Genomic DNA, 14,445 nt, shown 5'->3' with positions numbered 1-14,445 from the left:
CCGGGCTGATCGGGGGAATCCGCGCCCTGCTCTGCCCGGGCGCCATGGCGCGCCGGTGTCCTGGCAGGACGCCGCAAGGTAATGGTCGCCGGGGCAACCGGCGCCACGACCACAAAGCATGCATCGATGATAGTCGGCAGGCCGCAACCTGCCTTGCCCGTGCCTGCCAACCTGTTGACCGTGCATGCCGAGTGCCGCGCCGGCGGCGCAATACGGCACGCACAGGCAAGCATCCGGCATCCCCGTGCAAGACCCGCGGCGAGGCTTGCGCCACTAATGGCCGCCCACCTACCTGTCTGCCCTTGCGGTGGGATCCATGAAGCATCTGCCCTTGCTGCTGTCGTTCGCCCTGACCACCTGCGCCGCCCAGGCCGAGGAGGTGCTGCGCGTCTCCAACTGGCCCGACTACATCGCCCCCGAAGTGCTCGAGGGCTTCCAGCGCGAGACCGGCGTGCGCATCGACTACCAGGTGCACGCCAGCGCCGACGAGCTGGACGCCGCCCTGCGCCGCGGCGAGCGCTACGACGTGGTGGTGCCGTCGCACTTCCAGCTGCCGGCGCTGATCCGCGAACAGCGTCTGACCGTGCTGGAGCCCGCGCGGCTCAGCCAGCTCGGCACGGTCGATCCGCAGCTGCAGGCCACCCTCGCCGGCCTCGAGTCGGCCAACCGCTACGCGGTGCCCTACCTGTGGGGCATGCTCGGCATCGCGGTGAACCGGCCCAAGGCCGAGGCGGCGCTGGGCGGGCCGCTGCCGACCAGCTGGAGCCTGTTGTTCGACCCGCAGCAGAGCGCGCGCCTGGCCGGCTGTGGCATCGGCCTGCAGGACGCCCCGGAGGAAACCTTCTCGGTGCTGTTCACCTACCGGGGGCGCAGCCTGGCGCGCAGCGGCCAGCGCCAGGTCGGCCGTGCCGGCGAGCAGCTGCTGGCATTGCGCCGCGAGGCCAAAGTGCTCGACAACACCCGCCACATAGAGGCACTGCAAGCCGGCGAGCTGTGCGTGACCAGCGCCTGGACCGGCTTGGCCCTGAGCGCGGCGGCGCAGAGCAGCCAGGCATTGGAGTTCGTCATCCCGAGCGAGGGCGCACCGCTGACCATCGAAAGCCTGGCGATTCCCAGCAACGCCGAACATCCCGAACTGGCCTACCGCTTCATCGACTACCTGCTGCGCCCGGACAACGCCGTGCGCAACTCGCAGGCCAGCTGGTTCTACAGCAGCCTCAAGCCCGCCACCCCGGAGTTGCAGGCGCTGGGGCGGCAACAGCCGCAGCTGCTGCCGGACCCGAGCATCCGCCGCCAGCTGTACATCGCCGAGAGTCTCTCACCGAAACTCAAGGCCGAACTGGACCGCCGCTGGGAGCTGCTGCGCCAATACCCGGCCAGCGCCACGCGCTGAAGCGCCGGGATCTCGCTACCAGGGCAGGGTCGCGCCCTGGTAGTCAACGAAGCGGCACTCGCGCGTGCCGGCGGCCGCCTCGACCACCGCGACCAGCCCCGCCACGCTCTGCTCCACCGTCAGCGGCGCCTGCGCGCCGCCCATGTCGGTCTGCACCCAGCCCGGGTGCAGGGCCAGCAGGCTGAAGTCGCGCGACTCGCCGAGCTGCGCCGCCCAGCTCAGCAGCAGGCTGTTGAGCGCCGCCTTGCTCGCCGCGTACAGCGGCATGTCGGCGCCCGGACTGAGCTGCAGGCTGGCCATCACCGAGCTGGTGCAGCCGAGCACCGCGCCGGCGTTGAGCTGCGGGTGCAGGGCGCGGGCCAGGCGCAGCGGGGCGATGGCGTTGCTGAGGAACAGGTGGCCGATCTCGGCCTCGCCGGCCGTGGCTACGTCCTGCGCCGCCGGGCCGTAGACGCCGGCGTTGAGCAGCAGGCGATCGAGACGCTGCCCGCCCAGCGCAGCGAGAATCTCGGTGCCGGCCGCCTCGGCATTGAGGTCGCAGGCGATCACCTGCAGGCGCTCGCCATGCTCGGCGCGCAGTGCCGCCAGGCCGGCGGAGGCGGCCGGATTGCGGGCCACGGCGAACACCCGTGCGCCGCGCTCGAGCCAGGCGCGCACCAGACCCAGACCGATACCGCGCGAGGCGCCAGCAACCAGAACATTGAGCATGTGAATCTCCCTTGATGGAAACGGCAAAGGTTAGCAGCAGAGCAAGCGCGGACAAAAAAAGACCGGTCCGCCCGTTGCCGCGGGCAGGACCGGCCGAAGGTGACCCGTCAGAGCCTGTTCACGATCTCGCGAGCTAAGGTCAGGCAAGGCCTTGGCGGCCCCGCGAATCGGTTGAGGAAGCGGAGTTTGCTGGTTGCAAATGAGCATTCCGAAACCGATTGGCTCGCTCCGCTCGCCCTGCGGGCCAGCCTGCGGCTGTTACTCCGCTTCGCTGCGTTTCAACGCAGCATGGCCGACGCGCAGCAGATCGTGAGCGATCAGAAGAAGGTGACGAACATCAGCTGACTGTAGACATTGGTGCCGTCGCCGCCAAGCTGGGTACCGCCGGTTTCGGCGCTGCGCTCCGGCTGGTAGAAGCCGAGCACCGGGCTGATCATCAGGTGGTCGTTGACCATCCACTCGGCGTACAGGTCCAGTTCGCGGCCGCCGAGGTTGCCGAGGTCGGTATCGAGGGTGTCGAAGTCGAAATACAGCGCACCGACGGTCAGGCTCTCCATGGGCGTGGCCTTGAGGCCGACGTGGTGGACCTGGGTGTTGCTGTTGAACGGGCCGGCATAGTTGGCCGCCACCTCGCCCTGGAACCAGGTGCCGTAGCCGCGGTTGAAGCCGTAGAACAGCGGGTCGAAGGCCTCGGAGAAGCGGCTGTAGCGGTAGGTCGCGGTCGGCACCCAGGGCACGTCGGCGAAGGTCCAGCTGCCCTCCAGATACCAGGCGTCCTCGCGGCCGCTGTCCTTGTCCTGGCTGGCGTACTCGAAGGCCAGGTTGAGATTGTCCACGCCCAGACCGCCGGCACCGCGCAGGCTGACGGTATCCATACCGTCGCGCTCGGCCTGGAACGGGGAAGAGTAGCGCTCGTTGACGTCGAGGCCGCGGATGTAGGTCAGCCCCAGGGTGCCCGGCTCGGCGACGTGCTCGAGGGTGGCGATGCCCAGCTCGGTCTCGGCCTGGGCGCGGTTGTCGGATTTCAGCCACATCAGGTCGCCGCGCCAGCCCTGCTCGCCGCCCAGACGCAGCACCGCGGTCTGGTCGAAGGCCTTGCGCGCGGCGATGTAGTAGGCGCCGCCACGGTCGAAGTCGTCGCCCAGGTCGACGTCGCCGAAGTTCAGCGAGTCGCCATTGATCAGGAAGCCGTCGCCGATCACCACCTTCTGCCGGCCGCCGGAGATGTCCACACCGTTCTCGCCCAGCGCCGGGAACAGGTCGCCCGAACGCCAGCCGAGGTAGGCGTCCTCCACGGCGGTGCGCCGCTCGCTGCCTTCGGTGAAGCCGGCGGCATCGCCGTCGCCCCAGGTTCCGGAGCTGAGCAGGTTGACCGCGCCGTACAGGCTGCCGGCGCCGCCCAGGCCCTGGCTGCCGCTCAGGCCGTACTTGATGTAGCCCTCGCGCCAGCTCGAGCTGCCCGCGCTGCGGTTGCCGAACTGGGCGTAGTTCTCCTGGCTGTGCATCACGCCGAATACCGCCTCGAAGTCGGCGTTCAGCACGCTGTCGTCCTGGTTGTACAGCTCGTAGGCGTGGAGCGGTGCGGCGGCCAGACCGGCGCCAAGGGCGCTGGCCAGCGTCAGGGCCAGGGGCGCGCGACGCAAGCCGTGGGTGGAAAAAATCATGAGGGCAGACTCCGCTGTTCTTGATTGTCGGTGCCGGCTACGGGCGGCCGGCTACGGCGACATTAATCCCACGCCCGCCGCCGGTCTTGTGTCTCACTGCCAAGCAATTGCTCCTGACTGCCAACTCATGGTGCTGCCTGTCGAGACTCGCGCAGGATGCGCTGGTGCAGGCGCCGGTAGGCGGCCTCCTGCGGCTGCAGGCGCAGCAGCCGCTCGCTGTAGCCGAGCGCCAGCGGATAGCGCCCTGCCCGGTAGTTGAGATGGGCCAGCGCGTAGAGCAGGTCGCGGTCCTCGCTGGCCAGTTCGAGCCCGCGCAGCAGTGCGGCGCTGGCCTCGTCGATGCGGCCCAGGCGGCCGAGCAGCAGGCCGAGGTTGTAGTGGACGCGCGCCCGCTGCGGCGCGGCATCGGCGGCGCGGCGCAGCCAGTCAGCCGCCTCCGCGTCCTCGCCGCGCTGCGCCAGCAGCAGGCCGAGGGCATAGGCCTGGTCGGCCAGGGCGTCGCCTTGCGGAGCCAGGGCCAGGCCGGCGCGCAGCAGCGGCTCGGCTTCCGCCAGGCGCTGCTGGCCGGCCAGCAGCTGCACCAGGTTGACCCGCGCAGGGGCGAAGCGGGCGTCCTGGCGCAGGGCCATGCGGTAGTCGGCTTCGGCCTCGGCCGGACGCCCCAGCCGCTCGCGCAGCACGGCCAGGTTGAGGCGGGCGCCGGGCAGGTCGGCATTGGCCGCCAGACGCGGCTCCAGCTCGGCGAGCAGCGCGTCCAGGCGCGTGCGCACATCCTCGCCCAGCGGCGCGCCGCGCAGGTCGGCCAGCGCGCGGGCGGCCTGGTCGCGCACCGCCAGACTGGGGTCGTCGAGCAGCGGCGCCAGACGCGCCAGACGCTGCTCGGCCGGCAGGCCCTCCAGGCCGCGCAGCGCCGTCATGCGCACCTGGGCGCCGGCGTCGCCCAGCGCGCGCTGCAGGCCGTCGACCAGCGGCGCGCCGTAGCCGGCGGCCAGCTCGGCGGCGCTGGCGCGGACGATGGCCGGGCGGGTGCGGTCCTCGATCAGCCGGGCCAGTTCGCCGACCACCTGCGGGTCGTGGCGGCGCGCGGCGGCGAGTACCGTGCCGTAATGCGGCGGGCGCTGGGGCTGGCCGAGCTTCTCCTCGATCACCTGCGCCGCCCAGGCCGGCTCTCGGCCCTGGTGGCAGGCCGTGCAGGCATCCGGCGCAGCGCTGCTGGCGGCCAGATCGGGGCGCGGGATGCGGAAGCCGTGGTCGCGACGGGCGTCCACCACCATGTAGTTGCGCGCCGGGGCGTGGCAGTTGACGCACTGCGCGCCGGGACTGCCGGCCGGGTGGAAGTGGTGGGACGGATCGTCGTAGCGCTTCTTCTGCAGGCTGGGGAAGCGTGGATTGCCCTGCGGGTTGTGGCAACCCGCGCACAGCGCGTTGCCCTCGGCACGCAGGGAGGTGGAGTGCGGCTCGTGACAGTCGCGGCAGGTGACGCCCATGGCGAACATCCTGCTCTGCACGAAGGAGCCGTACTCGAACACCTCGTCGAGGATCTGCCCGTCGGCGTGGTAGAGGCCGGCGGACAGCGCGGTCGGACGCATGGCGTCGAGCAGGGGCCGGCCCGGCGCGCTGCCGACCCCCAGGCTCTCGCGACGGCTGTGGCAGCGCGCGCACTGCTCCACCTCGTAGCCGTGGCCGCCGCCGCGGAAGTCGACCGCCAGGCCCATGTCGGCGGCCTTCAGGCCGCTCGGCGGCTGCGCGCCGCGCTGTTCGGCCCAGGCGACGTGTCGCTCGCCCGGCCCGTGGCAGCTCTGGCAGCCGACCGCCATCTCGCTCCAGGTGGTGCGGAAGCTGTCGCTGGCGGGGTCGTAGCCCTTCCTGAGGTTGCCGGAGTGGCAGTCGGCGCACATGGCGTTCCAGTTCTGGTAGCGCCCGGTCCAGTGCAGGGCGTCGTCGGGGGTGAAGCGCTGGCCGGGGTAGAGGGAGAACCAGCGCTGCCCGCCGGCCTCGCGCGGGCGGCTGTCCCAGGCCACGGTGAGGCTCTGCAAGCGGCCGCCGGGACGCTCGATCAGGTATTGCTGCAGCGGGAAAAAGCCGAAGGTGTAGGCGATGGGGAAGTCGGCGCTCTGGCCGTCCTCGCCCTCGGCCTGGACGAAGAAGCGCTCGCCGCGACGGAAGAAGCGCATGCTCACCCCAGCCTCGTCGCGGTATTCGACATCGGCGAAGTCGCCGAGCACGTTGCCGGCCGTGGCCGCGCGCAGCGACCAGCTGTGGTGCGAGCCGGCCCAGGCCGCGGCGGCCGCGGCGTGGCAGCCGCTGCAGCGCGTCTGCTCGACATAGCCGTCGGCTAGCTTAGGCTGCGGCGCCGGCGGCGCGGCCAGCGCCAGCATTGGCAACAGCAGCAGCCAGAGGGCCAGCCACTCGTTCCGCCACCACCGGCTCGTGTTCTTCCGCACGCGCATCGTTCGTCTCTCTCGTTCTGCAGCCGAGCGGGCCGGCACCCGACCCGCTCGGCTGGTCGCCCTCAGTAACCGCTGACCTGGTCGGGCAGGATCACGTTGTTGTCGCGGGCGTACTGTGTCCACAACTGCTGCAGCTCGGCCACCTTTTCCGGCTGCTTGGCGCTCAGGTCGTGGCGCTCGGCCAGGTCGCTGCGCAGGTTGAACAGCTGCCACTCGCCGGTCCCCCACGGCTTGGGCATGTGCACCAGCTTCCAGTCGCCTTGGCGGACGAAGCGCTTGCCGAACAGCTCGCCGCCGTGCACCCGCTCGGCGACCTTCTCGCCCTTGAGGATCGGCAGGATGGACATCCCCGACATCGGCTCGACCGCGCGCCCCTGGTAGCTGTTGCCCGGATGCTTGACGCCGGCCAGTTCGAGCAGGGTGGGCGTGAAGTCCTTGACGGTGACCAGCTCGCGGACGACCTGCCCGCTGCGGGTCACGCCGGGAATCCGCAGGATACCGGCGGTGCGGGTGCCGCCCTCGGTGGCGAATCCCTTGTGCAGGCTGAGCGCCGGCGCCGACACCCGTCCCCAGTTCGGCCCGTACAGGGTGTAGGAGCCGGGGCGGCCCATCTGCGCGTAGCTGAAGTCGTGGGTCTCGTCGACCACCTTGCGGATCTGCGGGAACAGGTCGGCCGGCCAGGTCTCGTCGAGGTCGTGGCCTTCCGCGCCGTTGTCGGAGATGAACAGCACGATGGTGTTGTCGTACAGGCCGTTCTTCTTCAGATAGTCGAAGACCCGCCCGGTATGCGCGTCCATCTGGTCGATCATCGCCGCGTAGACCTCCATCGCCCGCGCCTCGACCTTCTTCTGCTCCGGCGTCAGGCTGTCCCAGGCCCGCCCCTTGGGCGGCCGCGCCGCGCCTTCGGCATCTGTGGGAATCAGACCCAGTTCCTTCTGTTTCTGCAGGCGCTGCGCGAACAGAGCATCGAAGCCGGCGTCGTAGCGGCCGCGGTACTTGGCGATAGCCTCGTCCGGCGCCTGCAGCGGCCAGTGCGGCGCGGTGAAGCTGAGCATGCCGAAGAACGGCTTGCCGCCGTCCTTGTCGGCGGCGATGTAGTCGATCATCTGGTCAGCGTAGAACTGCGACGAGTACTTGAAGCGCTCGGGCAGCTTGTCCAGCAGCTTGCCGTCCTCGGCATAGGGCGCCTTGGCATCCGGGGTTGGCGCGTAGGCGGGACGCATGTCCGGCCAGTGGCTGGCCCCGCCGCTGAGCAGGGTGAAGGAGCGCTCGAAGCCGCGGTCGTCCGGGCCGGTGTCCTCGCTCTTGCCGAGGTGCCACTTGCCGGACAGGTAGGTGTTGTAGCCGGCGTCCCTGAGCAGCGAGGCGACGGTGACCACCCGCTCGTTGAGGTGCCCCTCGTAGCCCGGCTTGCCTTCCTGATTGGGTGCCAGCTCCTCGGCCATGTTGCCGAGCCCGGCCAGGTGCGGATCGACGCCGGTGAGCAACGCAGCGCGGGTCGGCGAGCAGGCCGGCGCGGCCTGGAAGTTGCTCATGCGCACGCCCGAGGCGGCCAGGGAGTCCAGGTTGGGGGTGTCGATCTCGCCGCCGAAGCTGCCCAGGTCGGCCTGGCCCATGTCGTCGGCGACGATCAGCAGGATGTTGGGACGGGCGGGGTCGGTGGAAGCAGCCTGCGCGGACAGGCTGAGCGAAAGCGTGGGTATGGCGAGCGCTACGGCCAGCGAAAGGGCGGACAGTGGTTTGCGCATTGTGGCGTCTCCTGCAAATGGGAAGAGCACTGTGGATGTAGGGTCTGCATGCCGCCGGCAGATCTGCCGGCGGCGCGGGTTCAGAAGCCGAAGGACACGACCACCTGGCTGTACAGGTTAAGGTCGTCGCTGCCCTGCTGCGAACCGCCCTCGGCGTCGCTCTTCTCCGGCTGGTACAGGCCGACCAGCGGGCTGATGGTGAAGTGGCCGACGGTCCAGTCCAGGTAGAGGTCCAGCTCCTTGCCGCGCAGGTCGCCCTGGCTGCGGTCGAGGGTGTCGAAGTCGAAGTACAGCACGCCCATGGCCACGTCAGGGCGCGGGGTCAGGCCGAGGCTGAGCATGTGGATGCCGGCGTTGCGCTGGAACGGACCAGAGTAGTTGCCGGCCACCTCTCCCTGGAACCAGGTGCCGTAGCCGCGGCTGAAGCCGCTGAACAGCGGGTCGTAGCCTTCCGAGTAGCGCGTGTAGCGGTAGCCGACGCGCGGCTGCCAGGCGACATCGGAGAAGGTCCAGCCACCCTCGACGTACCAGGCGCTCTCGTCGCCCAGGCGCTTGTCCTGGCGGGCGTACTCGCCGGAGAGGAACAGGTCCTTGACCCCGGCGTTGCCCTGGCCGCGCAGGCTGACCACCTCCAGGCCGTCGCGCTGGGCGCTGAACGGGTTGGCCAGCTTGTCGTCGACGTCCAGGCCCTTGACGTAGGTGAGGCCCAGGGTGCCGGCCTCGGCGACGTGCTCGAGCACCGCCACGCCCAGCTCCGGCTTGGCCTTCACCTCGTTGTCCGACTTGATCCAGATGAGGTCGCCGCGCCAGCCCTGCTTGCCGCCCAGGCGCAGCCAGGCAGTCTGGTCGAAGGCATTGCGCGCGGTCAGGTAGTAGGCGCCGCCGCGATCGCGGCTGCCGTCGCCGAAGTTCTTGCCGACGCTCAGGCCGTCGCCGTTGATGATGAAGCCGTCGCCGACCTTGACCTTCTGGCTGCCGGCGGAGAAGTCGATGCCGTCCTTGCCCAGCGCCGGGAACAGGTCGCCCGAGCGCCAGCCGGCATAGGCCCGGTCCACCGCGGTGCGCCGCTCGCTGCCGTCGGTGTAGCCGGCGGCATCGCCCTCGCCCCAGGTGGCGTTGCTCACCACGTTGAACTCGCCGTACAGCGAGGAATCGGCAGCGCCGGCGAAACGCTGCTCGCCGCTCAGGCCGTAGCGCAGGAAGCCTTCCTGCCAGCTCACCGAGCCCGGCTCGATGGGGCCGCCCTGGTTGTAGCTCTCGTCGCTGTGGAACACGCCGAGGGCGCCCTGGACGTTGAGATTGACGGTCAGGCCGTCGGCGGAATGGAGTTCGTAGGCCGACGCGCCGGCCGACGCCATGGCGATCGCCGCGGCCAGTAGCGAGCCTTGCAGGCCCTTGCCCATGATCATGCTTACCTCTGTTCTTGTTGTTGGATGGCGCGCGGTGCTCGAGCGGCTACCTCTCCTGGCCCGAAGCATGGACCTCTAACCACCGCGTGCCAGGAATGCGTGTTCCCTGCACGGAACAATTAACCCATGGTTACCGATCAACCGGCTTGTCCCTGTCTGCCATCACACTTGGCCGAGCGTGCCAGGCTGTTCTGACGACAGAACCTCGGTGACCGTGAATAATGCCGCAGCCGGAAAGCACGACGCCCCGCCGGAAGACCGGCGGGGGCGTCGCTCGAGCACATCCGAAGGGTTCAGACCACCGCCAGGTAGTGCTTGACGAAGGCCTCGCTGGTGACGTCCCAGAGCACCGCGGTGCCCTTCTCGACGAACCAGCTGTCGCCAGCCCGGTAGGTGGTGGCCTGACCGGTGGACTCGTCGGTCAGGGTCACTTCGCCACTGACCACGGTGGCCTGCTCGTTGAACGGGTAGACCATGCGGAACTTGCTTTTGGTCACGCCGAAGTAGGCGGAGCTGACCGGGTCGGTCGGCGCGCCGAAGGTCATCTTGCCGAAAGCCTTGCCCTCGCCCTCGAGAATCTCCGAGCCGAGATCGGCGACGGTGCCCCAGGCGTCCAGTTCGGCGATGGTGGTGCCTTGCTTGATCGGATACATCAGTTGCTCCTCGTGAAAATGCGTGTTTCGAAGGATTAGCGGCGACCGGTCCAGTAACCGGACGCCTGGTGCCAGCACTTGCCGCCGGTCAGCAGCAGGGCGCGGAACTGGTCCTTGCCGGGGATCACCGCGCGGCGTACCGAGCTGATCAGGTCGTAGCGCGCCGAGCCTTCGCTCATGCCCTCGGCCAGTACCTTGCAGACGATGTGGCTGGGGGTGACGCCGAAGCCCGAGTAGCCCTGCACGAAGAAGGCGTTGGGCCGCCCCGGCAGGGTGCCGATCTGCGGGAACAGGTTGGCGCTGCAGGCCATCGGCCCGCCCCAGGCCAGGTCGATCTTCACGTCCTTGAGGTAGGGGAAGATCTTCAGCATCAGGTTGCGGTTCCAGGCCTTGAGGTCGCTGGGAATGTGCTCGACCAGCGGCGTCGCCGCGCCGAACAGCAGGCGGTTCTCGTTGGTCACCCGGTAGTAGTCGATCACCGGGCGGATGTCGCTGTAGGCGCCGCGGATCGGACTGATGCGCTGAATCAGCTCGTCGGACAGCGGCTCGGTCATGATCTGGAAGGCGTAGGTGTTGATGGTGCTCTTGTGCAGCTCCGGCTCCAGCTTGTTGAGGAAGCTGTCGCAGGCCCACAGCAGCTTGCTGGCCTTGACCGTGCCCTTGGCGGTGCGCACGGTCACCCGCTCGCCATAGCTGACCTCGAGCGCCGGGCTGTATTCGAAGATCTTCACGCCATGGCTGACCAGCGCCTTGGCCTCGCCGAGCAGCAGGTTGAGCGAGTGCACGTGGCCGCCGCCCATGTGCAGCAGACCGCAGCTGTAGGTGTCGGAGCCGACGATGCGCTTGACGTCGGAGCCGGTGAGCATCTCGATCTCCTGGTGCGGGGCGAGCTTCTTGAACTCGCTCTCCCAGGCGCGCAGGGTCTTCTCCTGGCGGGCGTTGAAGCCCATGTAGCCGTAGCCGTGACGAAAGTCGGCGTCGATGGCGTACTTGTCGATGCGCGCCTTGATGATCTGCGCGCCCTGGTCGCTGATCTCGAAGATGCGGCGCAGGCCGTCCTCGCCGACGTCCGCCTTGATCGCCTCCAGATCGTGACCGATGCCGGCCATCACCTGGCCGCCGTTGCGCCCGGAGCCGCCGAAGCCGATGTAGCGGCCTTCCAGCACGACGATGTTGGTGATGCCCTTCTCGGCCAGCTCGAGCGCGGTATTGATGCCGGAGAAGCCGCCGCCGATCACCACGACGTCCGCTTCGAGGTCCTCTTCCAGGGAGGGAAAGCTCAGCTCGTACTTCTTGGTGGCCGTGTAGTAGGTAGGCGTTTCTATATTGATCATGGCGCAGCCCAGGGGGGACGTTGATGTTACCGGCCCGGCATGCCCGGGACTTCCCCGCACAGCCAGATTACCGCCGCATTTCATGGCCTCAATTAGGCCCCCCGCCCGACACCCCGTCTTGTCCCTGCCTGCCAGATTTCTTGCCCAGCACTGCCAGAACCACGCCGCGCCCCAGCTTGGCAACCACGGACAAGTACCGCGGCACGCAGAGGCAAGACTCGCCGCTCGGCGATGCTCAATGATCCTGATGACTTCGACCGACCACGCAGACTGCACCCCTGCAGCAACGCGGCCGGCCGGCATGAGCGGCACCGGTAGTGCCACCCCCTTATCCGCAACGAGATACGCGTATGAACAAGAGCACAACGAGTGCCGTGGCCGACACTCCCCTTCCCGCCTCGGCCAGCAGCACCCGCTCCGTGGGCCGGACCATCGGCTTCGCCACCATGATCGCCATCTGTATCGGCGTGGTGGTGGTGCAGGGCAGCATGGTCAGCGCCCTGCAGGGCATCGGCTTCGGCGGTGCCGGCTTTCTCGCCGCCGCGGTGGTGGCCTTCCTGCTCGCCCAGTGCAACGCGCTGAGCTTCGCCGAGCTGTCGCTGATGTTCCCGCGCGCCGGCGGTACCCTCAGCAGCTACACCGAGGCGGCGCTCGGCCCCTTCCCCGCCATCGTCGCGGTCTACGCCGGCTACGTGGTGGTGGCGATGTTCGGCCTGTCGGCCGAGCTGATGCTGGTCGATGCGGTGATCGGCCAGCTGTTCCCGGGGATGGTCCCCGAGATGGTGGTGCCGCTGGGCATCCTCGGCGTGCTGGCCGTGCTGAACATCCTCGGCACCGACGTGTTCGCCAGGATGCAGAACGTGTTCACCTTCGCCATGGTCAGCGCCCTGCTGCTGGTCGGTCTGACCGCGGTCAGCGGCAGCGCCAACCCGGCGCCGGTCGAGCTGACCGGTGCCATCGAATGGAACTGGGACGGCATCCTCGACGGCGGCTTCCTAGGCCTGGTGGCGCTGGCCATGTGGCTGCTGGTCGGCGTCGAATTCATCTGCCCGCTGATCCAGGACGTGCGCAACCCCGAGCGCAACGTGCCGCGGGCGATGATGCTGTCGCTGTGCCTGATCTTCGCCATCTTCTTCCTGTTCTGCCTGGGCGCCAGCCTCTACCTGCCGCTGGAAACCCTGACCACCTCGCCGCTGCCCTACCTCGACTATGTCGAAGCGGTGTTCGGCAAGGCCGGGCTGATCGTCGCCACGGTGATGGCGGTGACCGCCACCTGCAGCACGGTCAACACCGTGCTCGCCGCAGTGCCGCGCATGCTCCACGGCATGGCGGTCAACGGCCAGTCGTTCCCCCAGCTCAAGCGCCTGCACCCGCGCTTCAACACGCCCTGGGTGGCGATCCTGTTCATGGCGGGGATCATCGCCCTGCCGTTCCTGCTGCTGGGCATCGACTCGATCATCACCCTGCTGATCGCCGCCTCGACCAGCTGGCTGCTGGCCTACATCATCGCCCACCTCGACGTGATCGTCCTGCGTCGTAGCCAGCCGCAGCTGGCCCGACCGTTCCGCACGCCGTTCTACCCGCTGCCGCAGCTGGTCGGCATCCTCGGCATGGGCTACGTGGCGCTGAACAACTCGCCGTCGCCGGAAATGACCCAGACCGTCTACACCCTGACCGGCGTGGTGCTGCTGATCATCGGCGTGATCGCCGCCCTGTGGGTCAAGCTGGTAATGAAGCGCGGCCTGTTCCAGGCGGAAATGCCCAAGGGCTGAAATCCGCCAAAGTGTTACCGGGGCGCCCAGGTGGCGCCCTTGCTTTTTCTGCGCTGCCCAACGCGAAATCGCTGCAGGGCGCATGGCGCGGGGGTTGGCGGGATTGAGCTGCTGAGCAGATCGGGGCTGGCACGATTATTGCTAACATATTAACAATGTTACCGCTCCCCCACTCTCGAGAGACGGGTCTCTGCCCCGCAAGCAGGAGGTGTCGCATGTCCAGCTTTCACGCCATCAGCCAGAACTTCCACCACTGGCAGCAAGAACTGCAGCGCGTCTGCGGGCACTTCGATGCCGCGCCGTCCGAACAGGACGAGCGCTTCATCGGCGAGATCGCCCTGCAGCAGCGCGGCGCCCTGGAGCTGGCGCACATCCGCACCAATGCCGGGCGCATTGCCCGCCAGGTGTGCAGCAGCGACCACGGCGAGGATCGTCACTGCTTCCTGATCGTCAATCGCAGCGGCCATGCCGAGATGCGTCAGGACAACCTGAGCATCCACCTGGCTCCCGGCGACATGGCGCTGATGGACTCGACCCGCGCCTGCGAGATTCTCCCGGCGGACACCATCGACCATGTGTCCTTCCATCTCGACCGCGCCGCGCTGTGCCGCCATCTCGCGCCCCGTCAGCGGCTGTTCGGCAAGCTCGAGCTGGGCTCCACCAGCGGGCGCCTGCTGGCCAGCCTGGCCGGGCAGATCCATGCCGATGCCGACGACAGCTGCACCCAGGCGGAGGGCAGCGCCCTGCAGGAGGCGCTGATCGCACTGCTGCTGCCCACCCTGCGCGGCGGCAGCATCGCCCTCGCCGACCTGGCCGAAGGCTCCCATGCCGCGCTGCTGCGCGATCAGGCGCAGCGCCTGATCGGCCAGCTGCTGCAGGAGCCGCAGCTGACCCCGCAGTACCTGGCCGAGCGCCTGCACATTTCCATCCGCCAGCTCTACCGGCTGTTCGAGGACAGCGGCGACAGCGTCTGCCGCTACATCCAGCGTCTGCGCCTGCAACGCAGCGCCGAGGACCTGGGCAACCCGCAGCTGCGCCACGAATCGATCACCCAGATCGCCTTCAAGTGGGGGTTTTCGGACTCGGCGCACTTCAGCCGCGCGTTCAAGAAGCAACTCGAACTGTCGCCCAAGGATTACCGCCTGCAGCGCCTGTCGATGCACTGAGTTGCTGCGCCACCGCCCGATCGCTGGGACGGGGCCAACGCGCTGTCCAGTGCCGGCCGGCAACCCTGCAGCGACGGCGATCGCTGCGCGGAGACGGCGCCGGAAAAAAATCGGGCACAAAAAAAACCCCGCCGAAGCGGGGCTCTTG

Annotated in this window: 11 protein-coding genes; 4 read left to right on the top strand and 7 right to left on the bottom strand. The window is 68.8% G+C overall.

The genetic code is table 11. From position 1 onward, the window contains the following. Nucleotides 1-316: 316 nt before the first annotated feature. Nucleotides 317-1,393 (top strand): extracellular solute-binding protein, encoded by a 1,077-nt coding sequence (locus BM297_RS08045; protein WP_092430049.1) that lies wholly within the window; start codon nt 317-319, stop codon nt 1,391-1,393. Between the two features lie 15 nt (nt 1,394-1,408). On the opposite strand, the gene BM297_RS08040 is transcribed toward BM297_RS08045, so the two are convergent. Next, nucleotides 1,409-2,101, bottom strand: coding sequence for an SDR family oxidoreductase (locus tag BM297_RS08040; RefSeq protein WP_092430047.1), 693 nt, complete (start codon nt 2,099-2,101; stop codon nt 1,409-1,411). Between the two features lie 99 nt (nt 2,102-2,200). Here BM297_RS08040 and BM297_RS21535 point away from each other — a divergent pair, with 99 nt between their 5' ends. Beyond that, nucleotides 2,201-2,446, top strand: a complete 246-nt coding sequence (locus tag BM297_RS21535; protein WP_139231038.1) for a hypothetical protein — start codon at nt 2,201-2,203, stop codon at nt 2,444-2,446. Here the strand turns inward: BM297_RS21535 and BM297_RS08035 are convergent. From BM297_RS08035 to BM297_RS08010, 6 genes are all read right to left on the bottom strand, one after another. Beyond that, entirely contained in the window at nt 2,419-3,729 is a 1,311-nt protein-coding gene (locus BM297_RS08035; RefSeq protein WP_092430355.1) for an alginate export family protein, read from the bottom strand. The two genes, BM297_RS21535 and BM297_RS08035, sit on opposite strands and share 28 nt — an antisense overlap. Before the next feature lie 161 nt (nt 3,730-3,890). Beyond that, a complete protein-coding gene (locus BM297_RS08030; RefSeq protein WP_175526619.1) occupies nt 3,891-6,209 on the bottom strand; it encodes a tetratricopeptide repeat protein in 2,319 nt (772 codons plus the stop codon). Between the two features lie 68 nt (nt 6,210-6,277). After that, nucleotides 6,278-7,963 (bottom strand): arylsulfatase, encoded by a 1,686-nt coding sequence (locus BM297_RS08025; RefSeq protein ID WP_092430043.1) that lies wholly within the window; start codon nt 7,961-7,963, stop codon nt 6,278-6,280. An 80-nt stretch (nt 7,964-8,043) separates the two neighbouring features. Continuing rightward, nucleotides 8,044-9,372 (bottom strand): alginate export family protein, encoded by a 1,329-nt coding sequence (locus BM297_RS08020; protein WP_092430041.1) that lies wholly within the window; start codon nt 9,370-9,372, stop codon nt 8,044-8,046. Nucleotides 9,373-9,665: 293 nt separating this feature from the next. Further along, nucleotides 9,666-10,025 (bottom strand): cupin domain-containing protein, encoded by a 360-nt coding sequence (locus BM297_RS08015; RefSeq protein ID WP_092430039.1) that lies wholly within the window; start codon nt 10,023-10,025, stop codon nt 9,666-9,668. A 35-nt stretch (nt 10,026-10,060) separates the two neighbouring features. After that, complete coding sequence (locus BM297_RS08010) at nt 10,061-11,359, bottom strand: NAD(P)/FAD-dependent oxidoreductase (RefSeq protein ID WP_092430037.1); 1,299 nt, start codon at nt 11,357-11,359, stop codon at nt 10,061-10,063. A 350-nt stretch (nt 11,360-11,709) separates the two neighbouring features. Between BM297_RS08010 and BM297_RS08005 the strand changes: the two genes are divergently transcribed. Together BM297_RS08005 and feaR are read left to right on the top strand one after the other, a co-directional pair. Continuing rightward, entirely contained in the window at nt 11,710-13,131 is a 1,422-nt protein-coding gene (locus BM297_RS08005; RefSeq protein WP_092430035.1) for an APC family permease, read from the top strand. A gap of 215 nt (nt 13,132-13,346) precedes the next feature. Further along, complete coding sequence (gene feaR / locus BM297_RS08000) at nt 13,347-14,297, top strand: transcriptional regulator FeaR (RefSeq protein ID WP_092430034.1); 951 nt, start codon at nt 13,347-13,349, stop codon at nt 14,295-14,297. Nucleotides 14,298-14,445 lie beyond the last annotated feature (148 nt).

The organism is Geopseudomonas sagittaria, assembly GCF_900115715.1.
In the GTDB taxonomy this organism is placed as follows: Bacteria; Pseudomonadota; Gammaproteobacteria; order Pseudomonadales; family Pseudomonadaceae; genus Geopseudomonas; species Geopseudomonas sagittaria.
The sequence above is the reverse complement of the archived record's forward strand: the minus strand, read 5'-3'. Positions and strand labels throughout refer to the sequence as shown.

Bases quoted from the DNA above. Each gene is read 5' to 3' on its own strand.
- BM297_RS08045 (WP_092430049.1), top strand. From the start codon at position 317: ATGAAGCATCTGCCCTTGCTGCTGTCGTTCGCCCTGACCACCTGCGCC.
- BM297_RS08040 (WP_092430047.1), bottom strand. From the start codon at position 2,101: ATGCTCAATGTTCTGGTTGCTGGCGCCTCGCGCGGTATCGGTCTGGGT.
- BM297_RS08025 (WP_092430043.1), bottom strand. From the start codon at position 7,963: ATGCGCAAACCACTGTCCGCCCTTTCGCTGGCCGTAGCGCTCGCCATA.
- BM297_RS08020 (WP_092430041.1), bottom strand. From the start codon at position 9,372: ATGATCATGGGCAAGGGCCTGCAAGGCTCGCTACTGGCCGCGGCGATC.
- BM297_RS08015 (WP_092430039.1), bottom strand. From the start codon at position 10,025: ATGTATCCGATCAAGCAAGGCACCACCATCGCCGAACTGGACGCCTGG.
- BM297_RS08010 (WP_092430037.1), bottom strand. From the start codon at position 11,359: ATGATCAATATAGAAACGCCTACCTACTACACGGCCACCAAGAAGTAC.
- BM297_RS08005 (WP_092430035.1), top strand. From the start codon at position 11,710: ATGAACAAGAGCACAACGAGTGCCGTGGCCGACACTCCCCTTCCCGCC.
- feaR (WP_092430034.1), top strand. From the start codon at position 13,347: ATGTCCAGCTTTCACGCCATCAGCCAGAACTTCCACCACTGGCAGCAA.